Source organism: Kribbella sp. NPDC023972 (assembly GCF_040639075.1).
Classification (GTDB): domain Bacteria; phylum Actinomycetota; class Actinomycetes; order Propionibacteriales; family Kribbellaceae; genus Kribbella.
Genome location: NZ_JBEZZH010000002.1, coordinates 361,527 through 381,840 on the forward strand (window position 1 = coordinate 361,527; position 20,314 = coordinate 381,840).

The 20,314-nt window shown below is 69.1% G+C and carries 19 protein-coding genes and 1 pseudogene; 13 read left to right on the plus strand and 7 right to left on the minus strand.

The window, feature by feature from the left end:
* Nucleotides 1-253 precede the first annotated feature (253 nt).
* Nucleotides 254-703, plus strand: a pseudogene (locus AB0F43_RS10880) (transposase); the annotation flags it as partial.
* 66 nt (nucleotides 704-769) lie between these two features.
* Here AB0F43_RS10880 and AB0F43_RS10885 read toward each other — a convergent pair.
* Nucleotides 770-2,230: a hypothetical protein gene (locus AB0F43_RS10885; protein WP_360473685.1), complete on the minus strand. Its 1,461-nt coding sequence runs from the start codon at nucleotides 2,228-2,230 to the stop codon at nucleotides 770-772.
* 202 nt (nucleotides 2,231-2,432) lie between these two features.
* On the minus strand, nucleotides 2,433-2,780 hold the full coding sequence (locus AB0F43_RS10890) for a GntR family transcriptional regulator (RefSeq protein ID WP_360473687.1): 348 nt from the start codon (nucleotides 2,778-2,780) through the stop codon (nucleotides 2,433-2,435).
* Between the two features lie 116 nt (nucleotides 2,781-2,896).
* On the opposite strand from AB0F43_RS10890, the gene AB0F43_RS10895 reads away from it, so the two are divergent.
* The 12 genes from AB0F43_RS10895 (at nucleotide 2,897) to AB0F43_RS10950 (ending at nucleotide 18,019) form a co-directional block, all read left to right on the plus strand.
* Nucleotides 2,897-3,130 (plus strand): helix-turn-helix domain-containing protein, encoded by a 234-nt coding sequence (locus AB0F43_RS10895; protein ID WP_360473689.1) that lies wholly within the window; start codon nucleotides 2,897-2,899, stop codon nucleotides 3,128-3,130.
* A gap of 112 nt (nucleotides 3,131-3,242) precedes the next feature.
* Nucleotides 3,243-3,647: a hypothetical protein gene (locus tag AB0F43_RS10900; RefSeq protein ID WP_360473691.1), complete on the plus strand. Its 405-nt coding sequence runs from the start codon at nucleotides 3,243-3,245 to the stop codon at nucleotides 3,645-3,647.
* Nucleotides 3,644-4,159 carry a Pycsar system effector family protein gene (locus tag AB0F43_RS10905; protein WP_360473693.1) on the plus strand — a complete coding sequence of 172 codons (516 nt, stop codon included), beginning with the start codon at nucleotides 3,644-3,646 and terminating at the stop codon, nucleotides 4,157-4,159. The genes AB0F43_RS10900 and AB0F43_RS10905 overlap by 4 nt, the downstream gene beginning before the upstream one ends.
* Complete coding sequence (locus tag AB0F43_RS10910) at nucleotides 4,156-6,453, plus strand: type IV secretory system conjugative DNA transfer family protein (protein WP_360473695.1); 2,298 nt, start codon at nucleotides 4,156-4,158, stop codon at nucleotides 6,451-6,453. Before AB0F43_RS10905 ends, AB0F43_RS10910 begins: the two co-directional genes overlap by 4 nt.
* Nucleotides 6,450-7,151 carry an RRQRL motif-containing zinc-binding protein gene (locus tag AB0F43_RS10915; protein WP_360473697.1) on the plus strand — a complete coding sequence of 234 codons (702 nt, stop codon included), beginning with the start codon at nucleotides 6,450-6,452 and terminating at the stop codon, nucleotides 7,149-7,151. Before AB0F43_RS10910 ends, AB0F43_RS10915 begins: the two co-directional genes overlap by 4 nt.
* Entirely contained in the window at nucleotides 7,151-7,909 is a 759-nt protein-coding gene (locus AB0F43_RS10920; RefSeq protein ID WP_360473699.1) for a hypothetical protein, read from the plus strand. The genes AB0F43_RS10915 and AB0F43_RS10920 overlap by 1 nt, the downstream gene beginning before the upstream one ends.
* The gene (locus AB0F43_RS10925) at nucleotides 7,906-9,372 is read left to right on the plus strand and encodes a DUF2637 domain-containing protein (RefSeq protein WP_360473701.1); all 1,467 of its coding nucleotides are present in this window, start codon (nucleotides 7,906-7,908) and stop codon (nucleotides 9,370-9,372) included. Before AB0F43_RS10920 ends, AB0F43_RS10925 begins: the two co-directional genes overlap by 4 nt.
* Before the next feature lie 253 nt (nucleotides 9,373-9,625).
* Entirely contained in the window at nucleotides 9,626-14,242 is a 4,617-nt protein-coding gene (gene mobF, locus AB0F43_RS10930; protein ID WP_360473703.1) for a MobF family relaxase, read from the plus strand.
* Nucleotides 14,243-14,573: 331 nt separating this feature from the next.
* On the plus strand, nucleotides 14,574-14,822 hold the full coding sequence (locus AB0F43_RS10935; protein WP_360473705.1) for a hypothetical protein: 249 nt from the start codon (nucleotides 14,574-14,576) through the stop codon (nucleotides 14,820-14,822).
* A gap of 83 nt (nucleotides 14,823-14,905) precedes the next feature.
* Nucleotides 14,906-16,450, plus strand: coding sequence for a DNA cytosine methyltransferase (locus AB0F43_RS10940; protein WP_360473707.1), 1,545 nt, complete (start codon nucleotides 14,906-14,908; stop codon nucleotides 16,448-16,450).
* A 433-nt stretch (nucleotides 16,451-16,883) separates the two neighbouring features.
* Nucleotides 16,884-17,108 carry a DUF3970 family protein gene (locus AB0F43_RS10945; protein WP_360473709.1) on the plus strand — a complete coding sequence of 75 codons (225 nt, stop codon included), beginning with the start codon at nucleotides 16,884-16,886 and terminating at the stop codon, nucleotides 17,106-17,108.
* Nucleotides 17,105-18,019, plus strand: coding sequence for a bifunctional DNA primase/polymerase (locus AB0F43_RS10950; protein ID WP_360473711.1), 915 nt, complete (start codon nucleotides 17,105-17,107; stop codon nucleotides 18,017-18,019). Before AB0F43_RS10945 ends, AB0F43_RS10950 begins: the two co-directional genes overlap by 4 nt.
* A gap of 84 nt (nucleotides 18,020-18,103) precedes the next feature.
* On the opposite strand, the gene AB0F43_RS10955 is transcribed toward AB0F43_RS10950, so the two are convergent.
* Genes AB0F43_RS10955 through AB0F43_RS10975 form a run of 5 tightly spaced genes read right to left on the minus strand, consistent with a single transcriptional unit; the run spans nucleotide 18,104 to nucleotide 20,186 of the window.
* Entirely contained in the window at nucleotides 18,104-18,535 is a 432-nt protein-coding gene (locus tag AB0F43_RS10955) for a hypothetical protein (protein ID WP_360473713.1), read from the minus strand.
* A 34-nt stretch (nucleotides 18,536-18,569) separates the two neighbouring features.
* The gene (locus AB0F43_RS10960) at nucleotides 18,570-18,965 is read right to left on the minus strand and encodes a hypothetical protein (RefSeq protein WP_360473715.1); all 396 of its coding nucleotides are present in this window, start codon (nucleotides 18,963-18,965) and stop codon (nucleotides 18,570-18,572) included.
* A gap of 4 nt (nucleotides 18,966-18,969) precedes the next feature.
* Nucleotides 18,970-19,563: a M48 family metalloprotease gene (locus AB0F43_RS10965; RefSeq protein ID WP_360473717.1), complete on the minus strand. Its 594-nt coding sequence runs from the start codon at nucleotides 19,561-19,563 to the stop codon at nucleotides 18,970-18,972.
* A 42-nt stretch (nucleotides 19,564-19,605) separates the two neighbouring features.
* Nucleotides 19,606-19,830, minus strand: coding sequence for a hypothetical protein (locus AB0F43_RS10970; protein WP_360473719.1), 225 nt, complete (start codon nucleotides 19,828-19,830; stop codon nucleotides 19,606-19,608).
* Nucleotides 19,830-20,186 carry a hypothetical protein gene (locus AB0F43_RS10975; protein ID WP_360473721.1) on the minus strand — a complete coding sequence of 119 codons (357 nt, stop codon included), beginning with the start codon at nucleotides 20,184-20,186 and terminating at the stop codon, nucleotides 19,830-19,832. The genes AB0F43_RS10970 and AB0F43_RS10975 overlap by 1 nt, the downstream gene beginning before the upstream one ends.
* Between the last annotated feature and the right edge of the window lie 128 nt (nucleotides 20,187-20,314).

The following is a 20,314-nucleotide window of genomic DNA, read 5'->3' on the forward strand; positions in this document are numbered from 1 at the left end:
GAAAGGGTTGAGCAGAACTCTGTCATGGTCGCATGGTCGGGCGTTCGCTTCGCACCGCTCTAGTACTACAGCCGTAGATCGTTACCTTGGCTGATTCGCTTTCCTGGTATGGGATCTGGGATCGGCGTGGCTGTGTGACGCGAGGCGGCCACCGCTTGATCATGCAGTGCTTGTGAGAACAACTGAAGATTCGGCGGTGGCCGCTGCGCTTAGCGTGGAGGCTGCGGTGTGGGAACGGGAACTGGGCGCGCTGATGCAACGGGTTGGGGGGTGTTTCGCGCGGGTTGAGACCCGCCGGACGGCCAGGGACGTTGTCGATGGTCTGCTGGCAGACCTGCCGCGAAAGAACTGCTGGAGCCTGGCCGAGCATGCCGGCCATGGCTCCCCGGACCGGATACAGCATCTGCTTGGTCAGGCGAGCTGGGACCACGAGACGTTCCGGGCCGAGGTTGCCGCCTACGTGGTGGAGAATCTGGCTGATGGGGTGGAGCCGGATCTGGTGACGCTGGTGTTCGACGAGACCGGTGACGCCAAGAAGGGCCGGCGCACCGTGGGTGTGCAACGGCAGTACTCCGGCACCTGCGGGCGGATCGAGAACTGCCAGATCGCGGTGTTTGCCACGCTGGCCAGTCCGGCCGGGCATGCGTTCGTCGATGTCGAGTTGTATCTGCCGCGGTGCTGGACATCGGATGTGGCTCGGTGTGGACAACTAGGCGCGAGCTGCGTCGGAATCCTGCCCGTGCCGAGAGGCGCAGACGCCTGGCATGGATCAGTACGGACGTGACTGCGGCAACTTTGAATCTCGTGGCGGCTCTGCGGCGGAAGTGGCTACTGACCCTTCGAGCAGTTCCGCGCGGTGCCGCCACGCGAGCGTTAGGCATGCGGCGCTAGTCTGCCCAAGGGGCTCACGTGTAGTCAGTCGTTTCACGGTCTCCTCGTCGAAGGGCAGTCCGCGGATGGACTTGTTGTTGTCCAGCGAGAACACGACCTCGCCCTCGGGATTCGTCGCGACCAGATCACGGAACAGCTCATCGAACACGGTGTCATCAACGACGGTTGCTGTGGCGATCGACGCGTTCAGGCTTAGGGCGTCGAGGACGACACCCAGCGCGTAGGGTCGCACTGTTCCGGCTTCGCGAGCGGCGGTCATGTCGCGGTAGAACGGCCAGATCTCGTAATCGACGGGGACGCCGCTGCTGCCGTCGTGTTCTGGTTGGCCGAGCATTTCCTCGGCGTACTCGCGGACCATGTTGCGCCAGATGTCGAGGTCGGTCGTGATGCTTTGGGGCGAGATGCTGGCGGGTTGGAATTCGCCCGCGGGTAAGAGGCTGTAGTGCCGGCCGTTCGTGACCTGCGTCGGGTCGCGTCTGAGCAGGAAGAACGTTCCGGTGCCATCGGCGGTGTTTCTGCGGATCGTCAGTGTGCTGATGCCCGGATTGACGATCCGGACCGAAAGATCGAACGGATCTGACAGCAAGCCTCTAAACGGCAAGCGTTGCCAGTCGAGGTGCCCGGCCAGCTCGGCCGCCGCGGCCTCGTGGCCGAGTGGCTCGGAGACGTCGAGTTTGTCGAAGAAGGTCGCGAGGCCGAACGTCATCCGGCCGGCGCCTTCGCTCCACTCGATGCCGGTGAGGCGGTAGCTGTGGCGGTTCTCGAACAGCGCTGGCTTCCGTAGGTATCGGATCGCGGCCGTGTAGCGGGTGAAAGCGTGCCCGGGCGCACGCAGGGGCAGGGTGGGTCGAGCCTCTGCCTCAAGGCCGGTGATTCGCGGCTTACGAGAGGTGTCGTCCCAGTCGAGAGCGAGCTTCTCAAGCGGTACTGGTCCGCTGGGAAGCCAGTCAGCCGTGCTGATCGCCGGCACGTGTTCCACGCGAAGCGCTGGGTCATACAAGTCGGCCGTTCTTGCAGCCAGGCCGATCCCGCTCTCAATCAGGTACTGCCGTACCTGGCGCCAGTGCGTCTGGCTTGCCTCGATGGCAGCGTCGGGCGACGGTCTCTCGCCGGGTTGGATTTGGCGCACGGAGTTCTCGGCCGGCGCCCCCTGGACGGTGCCGTCTTGCGCGGCAAGCAGCATGCCAAACCGCCGTTGGACGCTCTCATCTGCGTCTTTCAGCGCCGCGTCGAGTACCTCTTGCATGCCCGGCGAGAGCACCATGTCCGGATTCGCCTCCCAGTTCGCAACGGTGCGGACTCCGGCACCGAGACGGCTGGCGAAGGCCTCATTGCTCATGCGCAGGGACGCTCGGAGCGCCGACGCTCGTCGGCCTGTCCACAGGTCAACTACGTCCATCTTCTGAATCCCTCCGCAAGGTCGAGCCAGCAAGACTGCACTGCCGCTGCACTGTCGTTGCATCGTCGCGGCATGTTGAGCAAGTCGCCTTCAGTATTCACTGGTTCACGTGGCAAACCAGGGACAACGGAGCTTCGCTGACTCACTCAGCTTTCGATGGCTGGGAGGGGTCGGACACCAGCTGCTCAAGGTGCTCGACTCGCTGGCGCAGCGCGTCGATGTCGGCGCGCAGACTTGCCAGCTCCGAACCGTTGTTCCCAGGAGTTGCAACGAAGACGCCGACACCTGGCGCGGATCGGAGGAGGCCTTCCGACTGGAGTGTCTCGATGGCGCGTCGGACGGTCATGAGGGCGACTCCGAAGGTCGCTGCGAGCTTTGGGCCAGCCGGCAGCTTCTCGCCGGGCTTGAGTTCGCCAGCAGCGATCGCTTCGCGGATGCCGGACGCGACCTGGAGATAGGCGGGACCGGCGACCTTGTCATCCAACTTCATAGCTGAACAGTAGTCCGGGCTAGATCAGCTAGTCATGTCTAGCCGCGAGCTATTGTCGGTCAGAGTAGACTAGACTAGTCTAGTCTGGACTAGAGTTGTTCGAGAGGAGAACGGAAATGCAGGAATCCAATGAGGGGAAGCGTCAGTGGCTGAACGTCGCCGAGATGGCCGCAGAGCTGGGCATTGCCGAGATGACGCTCTACCGCGCAATCGCGGCGGGGGAGTTCCCCGCCGTGCGGATCGGGCGGCGTCTCTTCATTCCCGCGCGCGTGCTGGACCGCATGGCCGAGGTCGCGATCGCGACCGGCCGGGTAGTAACGGCGGCCGAGTTCTGCGGCGAAGCCTCATGACAGCAGTCACGCGACGCAGAACCAAGCAATTTCAGACCGGCCCCGCACAGGCGCCAACCAGAACAGGGCCGGTTCTCCCATTACTCAGGTACGAGTTCGAGAGGTCTACAGCATGACTGACGCAGTGCAGGCCGGCACGGAGTGGGTGCCGCCGATTGGGATGTTGGAGGTTCCGGCTGAGCATGCCGCGGTGATTCGCGGCCTGTTCGAGCTGGCCGCGTTCGTGGCCGATCACCCCGAGCTGCCCGCGCCGGACGTGGATGCGGGGTTCTACTCCGGTAGGGGTGACTGGGAGTCCAAGCGGGCCGTGGTGGATCGGGTCGCTGGGGCATTGGGTGAGCAGGCGGTCGAGGACCCGCGGCGCGGGTCGTACGGCGTGCGGAAGTTGTTCGGCCCGGTGCGGGCGTGGGCTGCCGCGTTCACGGCCGAGTCAATGGCGGCACACGCCGCGTTGCTGTCGTACAGCCGCAACGTGCAGCCCGAGGCGTCGGCTGACGCGGCAGGTGGTGCGCGATGAACGAGCGTACGCAGTTGGATTTGGCGTGGCGGATGCATGATTCGGCCGCGGCGGCGATTGACAAGGCGGACACGAAGGCGGGTTTCGCGGCGACGGTGGAGACCGCGCTGGCGGCGGTGGTGCTGACGTTGGTGTCGCAGTCGGACGGCGCGCCGCTGGGCGCCCGGGTGTTGTTCGGTGTGGCGCTGGTGGCGCTCGCGGTGGCGCTGGGTTCGGCGTTGCTGGTGGTGGTGCCGCGGCTGCACCGGCCGGCCGATGCGTTGGTGCCGGGGGAGTTTCTGTACTTCGGTGCGGTGCGGCGCCGTTCGGTCGTGCAGCTGCTTGACCGTCACATCGACCCGCAGCTGACGCGCGACAAGGTCGCCGACCCGCTGGTGGCGGTGACTCATCAGGCCAAGCGGCTGGCCGACATCGCGTGGACGAAGCACCAGTGGCTGCGGGTGTCGTTCCTGGCGGCGGTCCTGGGCGCTGCCTTCGCGGTGGCGGGTGTGCTGATCGGTGGTGCGCGATGATGCGGCGGCCGACCAAGACCGAGGGTGTGATGGTCCCGCGGTTCACCCTCGCGATGGTGGCGCTGCTGGCCGGGAGTGTGGCCGTGGTCGCCTGGGACAAGACTCCGGCGCTGACCGAGGTCGGTTGCTGGGTCGCCGTGACCGGATTGGTCGGGCTGGTGACGGCCAGCCTGTTGTTTTGGCGGCTGATGCATGGCGCGCTGATCGCGGCCCCGCTGTGGGTGCTGCTGGCTGGCGCGGTGGGGTTGCGCCTCGGCGCGCCGGGTGGTGCGGCCGGGTGGGTGATCGCCGGCGGTGTCCTGCTCCTGGTCACGCTGGCCTTGGTGGCGGTGAACCGCCCGGTCGGCGGTGGTCTCGCGGTCGCGCTGTGGCTCGGCTACGCCGGGTTCGTGCTGCGCGCTCTGCCGTCAACCGTGCAGGCTTCTCAGCGCTGGTGGCAGCTGCTGATCGCTGCGGGAGTCGTGCTGCTCGTCACGGCGGGGTTCACCCTGCGGTCGCGGGCCAGCTCGCGCGGGCTGCTGCGCCGTCTCGGCCGCGCCGGCCGGGTGACCGACGGGCTGGCGTCGGGGTGGGATGTGCGGCGGGTGTCGTCGGCGCGGATGCTGCGCAAGAAGGCGAAGATCGTGCGCCCCTCGCTGGCCGAGGTGCCGGCGTGGAGGCGGCGGTTCGTGCCGCTTACGCAGATCGGCGCGACCGTGGCCACGGTGGGCTGGGTCAAGGTCCGGTCGTCTGCTGAGGACCACACGCTGACGGTGGCGGGTCCGCGCGCCGGCAAGACCGGCCTGATGATGAACCACCTGCTGGACGCACCGGGCGCGGTGATCGCCACCTCGACCAAGACCGACATCCTCGACATCACCCGCACCCAGCGGGCCACGCGCGGCCCGGTGTGGGTGTTCGACCCCGACGGCCTCACCGACGACGGGTCCACCATCACGTTCGACCCGCTGACCGGGTGCACCGACCCGGGCGTGGTGATGGACCGCGCCTCGGACCTGCTCGACGGTGTCGGCGCGAAGTCCGACGACGCCGAGCACTGGCTGAACCTGGCCCGTCAGGCGCTGACGGCGCTGATGCACGCCGCCGCGCTCGGCGGCTACACGATGGCCGACGTTCAGCGCTGGATCGCCCACCCCGACGACCAGGCGAAGTCCGACGCGCTGTGGGAACTGCGCGTGGCCAACGCCACCGGGTTCGAGCAGCAAGCCATGCAGTTCTTCACCAACAACGAGCGCACCCGCTCCAGCATCTCCACCACGATCATGCCCGCCCTGTCGTGGCTGTCGGTCCCGAGCGCCGCCGCGGCCGCGGCACCGGGCGGTGTGCCGTTCGACGTGGAGCGGCTGCTGGCCGAGACCGGCACCGTCTATCTGCTGGGCGCGGAGGACAAGAAGACCGCGCCACTCGTCACGGCGCTGACCGCGCACATCGCCCGCCAGGCCAAGCAGCTGGCCGTGCGTACGCCGGGTCGCCGGTTGGACCCGCAGCTGACGATGGTGCTGGACGAGGCCGCGCTGATCTGCCTGATCCCCCTCGATAGGTGGACCGGTGACTTCGGGTCCCGCGGGATCACGCTGCACATCTCCGCGCAGTCCCGCGCCCAGCTGCGCGACCGGTTCGGCGAGGCCGCCACCGGTGCGCTGCTGACCAACGTGACCACGAAGGTCGTGCTGGCCGGCACATCCGACGATGACGACCTGCAGTTCTGGTCCACGCTGTGCGGCGAACGGCTGGAACAGGTCGCCACCCGCGACCGCACAACCGGCGGGGTCTCGATCAGCGACCGCCGCGTCCCGGTCCTCACCCCGGGCCAGGTCGCGCAGCTGCGCGCCGGGCAGGCACTGATCATCACCCGCGGCATGCCGCCCGCGATCGGCCGGGTCAAGATGGCCTGGAAGCGCCGCGACCTGCGCAGGGAGCGGTTCCACAACCGCCGCACCGTCCAGTGGGCGACCCGCCAACTGGTCGCACTCGAGAACCGCCTCGGCGCCCGGCTGCTCGCCGACACCGCCTGGCTGCGCGACCAGCTGCTCGCCGGGCTCGACCGAGTGACGGCCGCGCGGCAGCACCTGACCTCGCCCGTCGTACGACGGATCGCGGCACGCCTTGACGCCGTAGTGACGTGGCTGGAGGCCACCGACCCGGCCCGCGAACTCCTCGCCCGGCTGCGGCTGGCCGGTGCGATGCGCAAGGCCCGCGCGGCGCTCGCCGCCCGCGACAGCAGCCGTGCCGGTGCGCCGGAACTCGTCGGCGCCACCGACGACGCGGCAGACGCGGACGGGAGCCGGTCATGACCGCGTACGACGACCGACGCGGGGTGGAGTGGGTGCAGTTGTGGGACGGCCGGCGCTGGCCAGGCCGGGTCCGCAACGGACTGCCGGAGTTCCGGTTCGGCCAGGCCCCGTCCGGGCTGTCCACGCGGCGGCAGCTGCGCGACCGTGGGCTGTCCCGCGGCGGGCAGGAGCCGTTCGCCCGGTTGACGTGGAAGCGGGATCGCCGGTTCGCGTGGCTCTACGTGGACGAGCGCGCCAAGGCGAAGCGGACCCCGAGCGACAAGCAGCTCGCCGCCGTCAACAAGGCCCTGGCCGCGCGCAAGGTCTGCGCCGAATGCGGCCCGGTCGATCACTTCGTGCGCACCACCGACCGGCTGTGCGGTGACTGCCACGCCGCCGGTGTCACACCCAGCGAAGGTGGAACCTTCGGGTGGCGCACCGTCCAGGCATGGCAGGACGAAGCCACCACCGCCGACGAAACAGACCAGGCCGAGGCGACCGAGCAGGACGAGGCCTCGGCCGCGGCCGGCAGGGCCGCCGCGGCACTGGCGGGCGCAGAGGCCCGCCTGCACACGGCCGGCCAGGCGGCGCACGAGACCGGGCGGGACGAGCAGCTGGCCCGCTGGCATGCCGACGACCAGGCTGCGCGCCTCGCCGCCGGGCAGCACGAGACCAACACCCACCACACCGGGTCGTGGAACGAGAGGGGAGTGGCCTGATGCAGTACGACGACGAGAAGGACCCCGGCACCGCCGCGCTCGCGGCGGTCGCTGGCCTGGCCCGCTCGGTCGAGGCACTGACCCGCGACGTGGCCGCGATGAAGGCCGGTCTGAAGCAGACCGCCTCCAAGACCGCCGTGGCGCGGCTGAACGACACCGTTGCCTCGCTCGGCCACACGGTCGCGTCATTCGAGGATTTGCTGACCCGGCTGGCCGTCGCCAGGCCCAGCCACGGCCGCGGCAAGCCCGCCGACGCCAGTTCAGTCGAGCCGGTGCGGTCATGGCTGCGGCTGCCCGAGGACCCGGCCGCGGTCGAGGCGGTGCTGAGCGAGCTGCTGCCGTGGATGGAATCCACCTATCTGCGGTACGCGACCGCGCGGGAGACGCTGCCGCCGTGCTGGCTGTGGCACCCCGAGATTGTTGAGGAACTGCTGTGGCTGATGGACGCCTGGAACGCCGCCTATGACAGCGACGAGGCGTCGAACAAGCTCGTCGGTGACTGGCACGACCGGCAACGCCCAGGCGTCACCCGCCGCATCGGCGAATACGCGCCCGCGTGTGACGTGCTCGCGCACCGCGACCCCGCCGGTCAGCGCGCGGTCACCGTGCCGCTGGCGGCTGACGCCGACCCGTTCGTCACCTGGTGGGCCACGAACCGTGACGACAACGGCCCTGCCCCGACACCTGAGCAGATCAAGGCCGGCCGCCGTGGCGGCCTGACCGCCGTACCGAATTCGACCGCTGGAGGCCAGCGATGACCACGCTGTTGAGCAACCTGCCCGAGGCGTTCGACCCGGGCGCGGTCACCTGGCCGATGATCGCCGCTAGCGGCGCCGGACTGCTGCTCGTCGCCGCCGTCCTCACCGGCGCGGTGTGGGCGACGCGGCGCGCGGCTCGCAGCGTCACCGCCGCGATCGAGTCCGGGCGTCTGACGACCCGCCGGGTGCTGATCGTGGTCGCGATCATCGCCGCGCTCGGCGTGGCCGGGATCGGCGGCACCCGCTCGTTCGGCGCGGTGTCGCAGAAGTTCGACAGTCCGCTGGTGCCGCTGGTGGCCGACGGCATGATCGTGGCCTGCACCGCCCTGCGGCTCGCGGCACTTACCCGCGGGTGGCGGATTCCCGGTGCGCTGGTCACGACGTACGTGTTCATCGGCGGCACCGTCTGGCTGAACATCGACACCGCCCACGGCATCGCCGACGCACTCGCCCACGCGCTCGCGCCGCTGGCCTACGCCGTACTGGTCGAGATGCTTGCCCACCTGCTGCGGCTGCACATGAAGCTCGCGCAGCCCGCGAAGCCACGGCTGTCGGCGCTGACCTGGATCACCTCACCGGTCATCACCACCCGCGTCTGGCTGCACCTGACGCGGACCGCAAGCGACGACCCGGCCGCTGCCCGGGCGCTGGTCCAGCAGGTCGTCCGCATGGCGTCGCGCCTGGCGACGCTGTGCCCCAGCCACAAGCTGTGGCCACTCGACGCCGCCCGCGCCGCCCGCACGGCCGCATTGCAGACCATCCGCGACGGGCTGCTGTCGGCCAGCGAACTCGCCGCGCTCCTGCCGGCCACCGGACGCCTGACGCCGGGCGAGCTGCTCGCGCTGGTCGATTCCGCCGCGCTCGGACTGACCGACCCAGGCACACCGCCCGAGACCGCCGAGCCTGCCGACGTGACCACCCGCAACGAGCATCCGAGTGCACCGGTGTGGCTGCTCGCCTACCTGCTCGGTGCACTCCGCACCGAATCGGCCACCGCACCGGTGCACCACCCGACCCGCACCGCACCGACTGCACCGGTGCACAACAACGGCCCGAACAGTGCACCTGCACCGGTGCACGCACCGCACCGCACCGACCCGGCCACGCCCGAGTCAGCCGAGGCCGCACCGCGCAAGAGCGCCGGGCCGTCCGACGCCGAACTGCTCGACGCGGTGGTGCGCCACGCAGCCGAGCACGGCGGTGCGCCTCTCGGCCAGCGCGAAATCCGCCGCGCCACCGAGGAGGCATTCGGGCGGCCGGTCGGCTTCGGCCGCGCCAAGCGCCTCCAGGAGCTCGCCGGGTGGGCCGAGCCCAACGCCACCGACAGCGCCGACAACCCGCCAGCTGTCCCGCAGGGCCGTGGACAGCTCCAGTTCGTCACCGAGCCCGGCGAAAACCCCGACACCACCACCAACGACGAGACCACGAGCAACACCGAACTCGAAGCGAGCAACAGCCGATGAGCAACCACAGCACGAACTCAGCGATCAGCAGCCATGACAGCAACGGACCCGCAGCGACCACGACCCAGCCGACGACCGATCTGACGATTCAGCAGCAGCCACTAGGCAGCAGCAGGATCAAAGAACTCAGATCACACCTATGCATCACGATCAAGTGGAGCCGTCGCTCCGCTTCGTGTCGTCGGCGGTGCGCGGGCTTCGCCCTGCGTGTCGGTGCCGGGCTCGGCCCGGCCCGAGTCTTCGGAGGTGCCTCGTGCTGAGCGTGCGCAGCGGCCATCGCGCCGACTACCTGACCGGCGCGGTCGCGGCGGGCAGGGAGAACTACTACACCGGTGCGGTGGCGGCCGGCGAGCCGCCGGGGCGCTGGTTTGGCAAGGGCGCCGAGGCGCTCGGCCTGTCCGGCGAGGTCGACGCGCAGGACATGACCGCGCTGTACGAGCGGTTCATCGACCCGCGCGACGAGGCGTTCCGCGACCCGGCGCGCTGGGATGTGGCCGAGACCCTCGGCCACACCGGCCGGGCGTACAAGACCGAGGAACAGGAATACGCCGCTGCACTGGCCAAGGAGCCCGGTGCGGACGCCGAACGCCGCGCCGAGCTACGTGCACTGGCCGGCAAGAAGGTGCGCAAGAACGTTGCATTCCACGACGCGACGTTCTCGGTGCAGAAGTCGGTGACGGTGCTCCACACCGCGTTCGAGGCCCAGGAGGTGCAGGCCCGCGGTGCGGCCGAGGCGGCCCGCGGTGCACTCGAGCATGCGCACCGCACGGGTGACGCCGAAGCGGTGCACCGGTGCACCCAAGCGCTGCACCAGGCCGAGACCGAGGCCGCGGCGTGGGGGCAGTACCGCGAAGCGGTCGAGGATGCGATCTGGGCGGGCAATCGGGCCGCGTTGAACTACCTGCAAGACAAGGCCGGATACACCCGCATTGGTCATTGGGGCGGCGCCGCGGGGCGGTGGGACGACGCGCACGAGTGGACGATCGCGTCGTTCTTTCAGCACGACTCCCGCGACCACGACCCGCAGCTGCACATCCACAACGCGATCCTGAATCGGGTTCAGGGAACCGACGGCAAGTGGCGGACCGTCGACGGTGAGGCGCTCCACCGCTATCAGCCCGCGGCCGGCGCGGTCGGTGAGCGGGTGATGGAGCACCACCTGTCGAAGGTACTCGGTATCCGGTTCGAGATGCGGCCGGACGGCAAGTCGCGTGAGGTGGTCGGGATCGACAGGGCCGTGATGGATCTGTTCTCCTCGCGCCGCAAGGCGATCACGAAGAAGACCGCCGTACTGGTCCGCGAGTTCGAGGCCCAGTTCGGCCGGACGCCGAACAACCTGGAACTGACACGGTTGCAGCAGACCGCCACGCTCGCGACCCGCAAGGCCAAGTCCCACGACGGCGAGACCGTCGCCGAACGGCTCCAGCGGTGGGACCAGCAGTTGCGCGCCGAAGTCCGCGGGGGACTGGGCAAGGTGGCACAGAACGTCCTCGCGACCACAGGCCAGTCGCCGATGTCCGAGGTGTTCAACGAGGCGAAGGTGCTGGACATGGCGCTTGCGGAGGTGCAGCGCAAACAGGCGGAGTGGGAGGCGCCCGACCTGACCCGCGAGATCAGCAACGTCCTGCCCGACGATCTGGGCGACCGGACACCGGAGCAGATCGTGGAACTGCTCGACCAGCTCACCGAGCAAGGTCTGCGCAAGGCGGTCGTGCTGGCCGCCGAGCGGCCCGGCGAGGCGATCCTGCCCGACGACCTGCGCTTGGCCAACGGGACCTCGCCGTACCGGGCGCCCGGCGGCACCCGGTACGCCACCGGAGACCACCTCAAGGCCGAACGCCAGCTCGCCCGCGCCGGCTACGCCCGCGGTGCCGCGCTCATGCAACCTCACCTGGCTGAGGCGTTCTGCGGCCAGCTCGCCACGGCAGGTCTCAAGCTGGGCGCCGATCAGGAGGCCGCGGTGCGTGGCATCCTCACCTCCGGCGCGAAGGTGGAGACGCTGATCGGTCCGGCCGGCACCGGCAAGTCCCGCGTCATCGGTGCCCTGGCGAAAGCCTGGGAAGACCCCGCGCTGTGGTTCGGCAAGCAGCAACGCATGATCGGGCTCGCGGCCTCCCAGGTCGCGACAGAGGTCATGGCCGCCGACGGCGTCACTGCCCGCAACATCACCCGGTGGCTGATGACGCAGCAGCGCATCGCCGACGGTTCGGCCAGCCGCGAGGAACTGGCCTGGCAGTTGCGCGACGGCGACCTGGTCGTCGTGGACGAGTCCGCGATGGCCGCTACGAGCGATCTGGCCGTCATCAACCGGCTGTGCGATGAGGCCGCGGCCAAGCTGCTGCTGGTCGGGGACCACCGCCAGCTCGCCGCGGTCGGCGCCGCCGGCGGCATGGAACTGGTTGCCTCCGGCGCGCTCACCCACGAGCTGACCGAGACCCGCAGGTTCCAGGCCGAGTGGGAAGGGCCGGCGTCGCTGCGGCTGCGCGCCGGTGACCAGACCGTCCTGGCCGAGTACCACAAGCAGGGCCGCATCCTCGACGGCGGCACCATCGAGCGCGCCCAGCGCACCGCCGCCGACGCCTGGCTGGCCGACCACCTCAACGGTCTGCACTCGCTGCTGATCGTGGACACCAACGACCAGGCCGCCCAGGTCAGCGCCCAGCTGCGCGCCAAACTCGTGGAATACGGCCACGTCGACGACACCGACACGGTGTTGCTGGCCGCGCAGGGCACCAACGCCGGCGCCGGTGACCTCATCCAGGCACGCCACAACGACTGGCGGCTCGCCCAGTACAAGGACAACCGGCGGGCCGTGTTCAACCGCGACGAGTTCGAGGTGGTCGAGACCCGCCCGGACGGTGGCCTGGTCGTCGCGCCGCTCGAGCGCGGCACCCGGCGCCGGGTCCCCGGGCAGACGGTGGAGCTGCCCGCGAGCTACGTGCGCGAGCACGTCGCCCTCGGGTACGCCGCGACCGTCCACTCATCTCAGGGGCTCACCGTGGACACCGTCCACTCGGTGACCACCCAGAACACCTCGCTGCATGCGCTGTACGTGGCCATGACCCGGGGCCGGGTCGCGAACACCACGCACGTCGTCACCCAAGCGATCGCGGCCTCGGCCGAGATCGGCGAGACCAAATCGGCGGCGAAGCGATCACCGATGGCCGTGCTCGGCATCGCGTTCGACCTCGACCAGCCGCAGATCTCGGCCCTGCAAGCCCAGGCCGAAGCCGCCGCCGAAGCAGGCCACCTCCGCACACCGGCCGAACTGCTCACCGACGGAATCGCGGTTGCCACCGCCGGCCGCTGCGCACAATGGCTCGACGAGCTGACCAAGCAAGGACTGCTGACCGAGAAGCAGCGAACGAAACTCGCTGCCGAGGACGGCGCCGGCACCCTGGCCACCCTGCTGCGGCGAGCCGAGCTGGCCGGGCACGACCCGCGTCAGGTGCTCACCGACGCGGTAACGGCACGGACGCTGACCGGCGCTCGCCGCCTGTCCTACGTCTTGCACGACCGCATCACCAAGACCACCCGGCTCGACCCGGTCGGAGACACCCATGCCGCGTGGGTGCCCCGACTCGAGGACCCGGCCTGGTCGAGCTACCTGCACCAGCTCGCCGCCGAAGCCGACCGTCGCGCCACGACCATGGCCGAGCAATTGGCCGACGACCCGCCGCAGTGGGCGGTCAAGGCGTTTGGTGCGCCGCCAGGTACTGGAGCGGCTCGCACCGAATGGATCGACCGGGCTGCCGTGGTCGTCGCCCACCGCGAACTCGCCGGAGTAGACGACGATGCCGCCGCGCTCGGACCGGCGCCTAAGCCGGGCCAGGTCGAGGCCTACGCATCATGGCGCGCGGCGTGGCGCGCCCTCGGCCGCCCCGAGACCGACCGCGCGGAGGCTGAGATGTCCAACGGCCAGCTTCGTGTCCGGGTCCGCGCTTACGAACGCGAACAGGCCTGGGCGCCGCCATCGGTGGCCGAAGAACTCGCCGGAACCCGGCAACAGGCCGAAGAGCAACGGCGCACGGCGACACTGCGCGCCACCGAGGCCGACGCCTGCCGTGACGCCGAGACCGCGGCTCGGTTGCGCGGCGAAGCCAATGAGGCGAAGGCTCTCGCGCAGGCTCTTGATGCCCGGGCGTCCGAGCTGGCGATCGTCGACCAGGCCCGCGCCGAGTGGTACGCCCACACGGCCGCCACGCGTGAAGCAGCGTTGCGCGCGGCGGACGAGCTCAAGGACCGCGGCATCGACAACAGCGACGAAGGCACCACCACCGAGGAATGGCTCGCCGCACACCGCGCCAGCGATCGAGCCGACGACCAGCACCGGCCCGTCACGGACGAGCACGATCTGGCCGACGGCGCGCAGCAGCGCGACACCGACACGATCGAAGCTGTGCCCGATGCCGAGTTCGTAGAGGCCGAACTGGTCAACGACCAGCTACCCAGTAACGCCGCGGAACACGAGGTAGCTGCCGACGAGATCCGCGACACGGAGATCGTTGCCGACGACAACACGAGCGGCGGCGACCAGGCCGCGCACGAAGGCCAGGCTCCGATCGATATTCGCGAGGTCGCGGCCGGCGAGGAGCGCGTCACGGAGTCCGACGCTCCGCGGGTTCCATCCGCGGACGAGACCGCCGAGGCGGTCCGCCGTGCGAAGCGGGCACTGATCGAGATTCAGCACCGCCGCGAAGCCGAGGATCGGTTCGCCGCCGCAGAAGCCGAAGCCCGGGAAGAAGAACTCACCCGTTGGCACATCGACGACACCAGCGCTGAGCGTCGCGAGGCGGCAGCGAAGGCATCCAAGGTCGCGAGCGAGGACAGCGGACCAGTGCCGGAGCTGGGCAGCTACGACGACGAATAGCCGCGCGTAGCCCAGAGGCTCTCCCGCCCCTGGCGGGCGGGAGAGCACCCGGCCTCCGGTCGGGCAAATCCCTTCTATGGCTGGGGTTGGTGGGCGGCTACCAGACCGGCCCCCTCCACCCGAAGCGGTTGCGGAAGTTCTCGCCTGATGGACGGCGGCGCTCGCAAGCTCGCTTGTTTCCTTGTCCATCAACCGAGAACTTCCGCAACCGCTTCGCGCGGAGCCTCTAGCCGGTCCGGTAGGCGGCAGTAGCCGGCAGGCCCCAAAGGACGGGGCTGCCGCCACACAAGCCCACCAGCGGGCAAAACGGACCAGTCGCAAGGAGACCACCGTGACGAACCAGAAGTACCTCCTCACCCCGCCGATCACCGGACCGGCTGCCGCAGGCAGCGACATCGGGTGGCCCGACCACCGTGATGTGACTCCGGCTCCGCAACCGATCCGCAACGGCCAGGTCGTGTGCGTGTGCTCGTGCGGCCGCACGTTCGTCGGCATCGACCCCGACCACGCCGACTGGCAGCTGATCGACCACATCGACAACTCCCTGAAGTCGGCCCAGACCGCCAAGACCGCCAACTAACCCACCGGCACGGGGAGCGTCGTGGTGAAGGACCACGCACCCACGGCGCTCCCCGCACCAAATTTTTGGAAGGAGCTGAACCGATGACGTTGACCGTAACTGATCTGTTCTGCGGTGCCGGTGGATCGAGCACCGGCGCTGTCCAGGTGCCCGGTGTGACGGTCCGGATGGCCGCGAACCACTGGAAGCTCGCGGTCGAGACGCACAACAGCAACCACCCGAGCACGGACCACGACTGCGCGGACCTGTCCCAGGTCGACCCGGGCCGCTACCCGCGCACCGACATGCTGTGGGCGTCGCCAGAGTGCACCAACCATTCCCAGGCCAAGGGCCGCAAGCGCAACGTGGACGCGATGCCGGACCTGTTCGGCGACACCCTGCCGGACGAGGCAGCCGAGCGGTCCCGGGCGACGATGTGGGACGTGGTCCGGTTCGCCGAACACCACAGGTACGCCGCGATCGTGGTGGAGAACGTCGTCGACGCAGCGCTGTGGGTGCTGTGGCCGGCCTGGCGCTCAGGGCTCGACGCGCTGGGCTACTGCACGCACGTGGTCTACCTGAACTCGATGCACGCCCAGGCGAGCGGGCTGCCGGCGCCGCAATCCAGGGACCGGCTCTACGTCGTCGCACACCTGCGCACGACGACCTGCCCGGACCTGAACCGGTGGACTCGGCCGATGGCGTACTGCGCCGCGTGTGACCAGATGGTGCGGGCGATGCAGGCATGGAAGAAGCCCGAGCGGACCTGGGGCCGGTACCGGGCCCAGTACGTGTGGCGCTGCCCGAATGTTGCCTGCCGCAACCAAACCGTCGAGCCGGGCTGGCTCCCGGCCGCTGCCGCGATCGACTGGTCGCTGGTGGGGGAGCGGATCGGGGATCGTACCCGGCCGCTGGCAGACAAGACGATGCAGCGCATCCGTGCGGGTCTCGCCCGCTACGTGCGGCCCGAGCTGCTACTGCCGGTCGAGGGTCGCGACGGCAAAACCGCCGCCCCCATCTCGGAGCCGATGCGAACCATGACCACTCGCAACGAGACCGGACTCCTGGTCCCTGCCGGTGGCACCTGGAACGAGACCGCGACACCGCTGAGCGAGGTAATGCGGACCCGCACCACGCGAGAGTCCGAAGCGCTGGTCGTGCCGCTGCGCAACAACAACACCACCAAGCAGGTATCGGAGCCGTTCGACACGTTCGCCGCCAACGGCAACCACCACGCGCTGCTCATGCCCTACTACGGCAACGCCACCAGCCGACCGACAACCGCACCGCACGGCACGTTCACCACCAGGGACCGGTACGCGCTGATCATGCGGAACAACGGATCGCGCTACACCGGCGCGGAGATGTGCACCCCAGCGACCGAGACGCTGCGCACCCTCACCACCGCCGGACATCAGTCGCTGCTGGAACCGCAAACCATCGCGGTGGAGGACTGCCTGTTCCGGATGCTGGAGCCGCACGAAGTCGCCGCCGGGATGGCCTTCACGCCCGGATACGTGGTGCTGGGCAACAAACGGGAGAAGGTCCGCCAGCTCGGCAACGCCGTCACCCCACCCGCCGCACGCGACCTGATCGCCGCCGTCGCCGAATCCCTCGGACACGACCTCACCGACCTGAACGCTGCCTGACCGGGCCGCAGTCGGCCGGACCTCGCCGCCGCAGGTCCGGCCCCTCGGCCACCCGGCCATTGACACGTAACCGTCAACCACACAAGGAGATCCATGATGCTGGTAGTACCCCCGAGCCCCGACGAGCCCCGCGACCCGTCCCTGGTTGAGCTGCCGCCGATCGTGGTTCAGACTCGGCGCTTCGACCACCAGCGCGGCGGAGACTGGCCCGGCAACCGTGGCCTGTTCATCGAGGCCCGACGCTACACCGACGACGCGAGAGTGTTCTCGCCCGGCTTCCCGGTCGTCTGCGTCACCGATGGCATCGACGTTGAGATAGACGAGGGCCGCTGGCCAGCCGACGAGTTCCTCGCCTGGATCGACGCTGTACGTCCTCACCTCATCGAAGCAGCCAGCGCGCGACCGCCGTCAAAACTCGCAGTGAGGTGGAGCAGTGACCATCAAGGTTCGGCTGTCCGGAGAACCCGACGAGATCAACGAGCTGGTCGCGCACCTGAGCGAAGGATTCGAGGTGGCCGGCGGCGACCGCGCCTACCCGAACCGAGGATCGTTCGGTGTCCGCGTCTACCTCGAAGTCCGCCCCCGCGGCGACCAGCCGCCTAAGCGCCGCGTACCCGGTGAGCGCGTGCACCCCAGCCACGAGGAGATCGAACCGTGAACACCACAACGAACCCGAGGGCGAGGACCAAGCGGTCTGGGGCTCGAGGTACCGGACCCGACCGGCTCGCGAGGGCGGCCCACTGGCACGCCGCCCGGGGACTGGCGGTGTTCCCCCTCCGGCCATGCTCCAAGACCCCAGCGATCGAGGACTGGCCACACAACGCCACCACCGACGCCGAGCAGATCACGCGCTGGTGGCGCGAAGCCCCTTACAACATCGGCGTCGCCACCGGCGCGTCCGGGCTCCTGGTGATCGATCTGGACCAGCCCAAGGACGGCGAAGCGGTGCCCGAGCCATGGGACTCCCGGGGTGCGACATGCGGGCGCGACGTGCTCGACCAGCTCGCCGACGACGCGGGCCAGGCCATGCCCCGGACCTGGACCGTCAGCACCCCCAGCGGAGGACAACACCTGTACTACCGGCAACCCGACGGCACGGAACTCGGCAACACCGCCGGGCGACTTGGCTGGAAGATCGACACCCGAGGAAACGGCGGGTACGTCGTCGGCGCCGGATCGGTCATCCGTGGACAGCGGTACCGGGCCGACGTGATCCGCCGACCCGCGTCCCTCCCTCGCTGGGTCGCCGCCGCCCTCACCCCGCAGCCAGATCCCACACCGAGGAGCGCGACCGACCGAAGGAATGCGAGCGCCTACACGCTCGCCGCGCTCACCGGGGAACTCGACAAAGTCCTCGCCGCCGTACCAGGACAGCGCAACGACTCCCTCAACCGCGCCGCGTTCGCACTGGGCCAACTCGTCGGCGCTCACCTCCTAGACGAAGGAGCCATCCGCGACGAACTCGTCTCAGCCGCCGACCGCATCGGTCTACCCCGCAACGAAGCCGACCGGACCATCACTTCAGGACTCACCGCCGGCGAACGACACCCCCGCCAACGCAACGCCTAGACCTGCCTCAGGCCGCAGAAGGGGCCTCAGGAAAGGCCACTCAATGGTTCTCCTGAGGCCCCTTCTCGATGCCAACCGCTGTGGTCAGATCGCGTGCGCTTGCTCAACCTGGATCGGCGGTAGACCCGAGCGTCGCCACGTCCAGGCGAACGTCGCGGCGACTCCCTCCACGTAACCCGGGCGACCCGGCCACTCCCACCGCCCGACCAGCCGCTCAGCGTACATCGTCTCTTCCTCGATGAGCTCCTCGATGACCCCCGCACTCTTCAGGGTCAGCGGCGTCTTGGCCATCTCACCGTTGCGGCCGTCGATCGGGCCGTCGTACGGAATCCACGCGTTAGCAATCCACCGGCACGCCGCGAGCACCCCGACCAGGTACCAATCGACCTGGTCTTCACCACGCAACGCATCGCTGCGCTGCTCGGCCTGCCACCACAGATGAGCGAACTCCGTCACCTTCACGCCGCGCAGGTGTTCCCGTCGGATGCGGTCGAGATCCCGGCCCATCAGCTTCATGCCACAACACGATCCCACCGGGCACGGACACTTTCTAGCGGAGACTCTGTCCACGGGCGCCCCGCCGCGGCAGCGTCTGCAGTTCCTCGACCTCCGTACGCGCCACGTGTAGTGCAATCACGGCACGTTGAATGAGATCTTCTGCCCGGGTCAGGTGGCCGGCCACCCGGTCGATCACGTCGTCCGGGTCCTCGCTCGGGTCTACGAAGCGGTCTTGAGGCAACTGAGTCATCCGGCGCAACCCGCTCGCAACCAGGCTGAGCACGTGGATCTGAGCCGTGGCCGCGGAGGCTAAGCGCAACAACAACCACCAGGCGAGTTCCGGCCGCACCAGCTCCGACATCGACCCGGCAAGCTCGGCCGAGGCCTTGTCGATCTGCCGCGCGAGAACAACCTCAGGCTCACCTTTCACGTCTCCCAATTCCAGCACCTTCCTAGCTGTAGTGGGGCGCCTGGTGGCCGGTCTGCGGGGCCGATTTGAGTAGACGCTCCAAAGCCCGCAGCCGGGCCGAATCAAGCGGCTGATCGCCCTTCAGACCCGGCCGAGGCGCGTTCTGCGATGCCTGCGCCCGTTGAAACTCCCGGCCGGTGAAGACCTCCGCCAGGAACACGCCGTACCCGAGATCCACGACGATCCGATCGGCCAGCTTCTCTTGTGTACGGGCCGCCCACGGCGCGACGAACGGCGCGAGGAACGGCGACAGCATGAACACGATGTAGTGCGAGAACCCGAGGAAGAGCCACACCCCGAGCACCCCGAGCAGCAAGAACCCGATGACGATCTTGGCCAGGATCGACAACACCTGATGCCGCAAACAAAACGCGATCCCCCGGCCCATCAGCCGGGCAGGCAGAGCCAGCCAGTACAGCAGCAGCGACAGCGCCCTCGGCATCGCCAGATGGTGAGCCAGCTCGTGCGCCAAGACCGCCTCCAAGTGCCGGGGCGGCAGCGAGTACACCGCCCAGCTCGTCACAGCCACGGTCGCGCCGGGGGTGATCGGGCCAGTTGCCTCCGGTCCCTCGTGCACCCACACCCGGTACCGGTCAGGGTCGACGCAGTAAGACTCAGGTCAGTCAATCGGGATCGGGTGACAGTTCTTCCCCTCCCGCCATACCCAGATGAGCCCGGACACCGGGCGCTCGTACGACAGTGGCCAGCCAGCCGGGTCGCCGACGGTGCGATGCATCCGTTTCGCGGCGCGGATGCACTCGAGGAAGTCCTGCTCGTAGTACTGCCACTTGTCGTTGGGACCGCCCTGGAGCCGGATGACCGGTCCCCGGTCGGCGGTAGCCATCAGAACTGCTCGGCACGACGCAGATCGGCCTGCGGAATCCAGGAGACCTTGTCATCTTTCCCCTTGACCCGTCCCAGCCAGGTTCCGTGCTCGAAGATCCAGGCGTCCAGGAACCCGGCCGGCTGCCAGGCCCTCTCCACCGGCACGGGCGGGTCGACGCGCCGGACATGGTCCGGTGACCGCGGCCCGTACACGTCGTACTGCAGCTCAAGGTCCGCCGCGACCCGGTGCGCAGCCTGTTCGGACAGGCCCGCTCCCCGGCTGCCGTTCGCCGCGTTGTCCCAGACCGACCAATCCGCATCGCCCGAGCCCTCGCGCACATTGAACCGCAACCATGACGCCAGGATGTCACACATTCGAAAGCATGTTCTAGTGATCTGAGCGACGATCGCTCACTGTCGATGACCAGTTCGGGAAACTGACTGGCAGGTTCAGTCAGACGACGCCTGGCTGATCGAGTCAGACGACTGACAATGGATCGAGT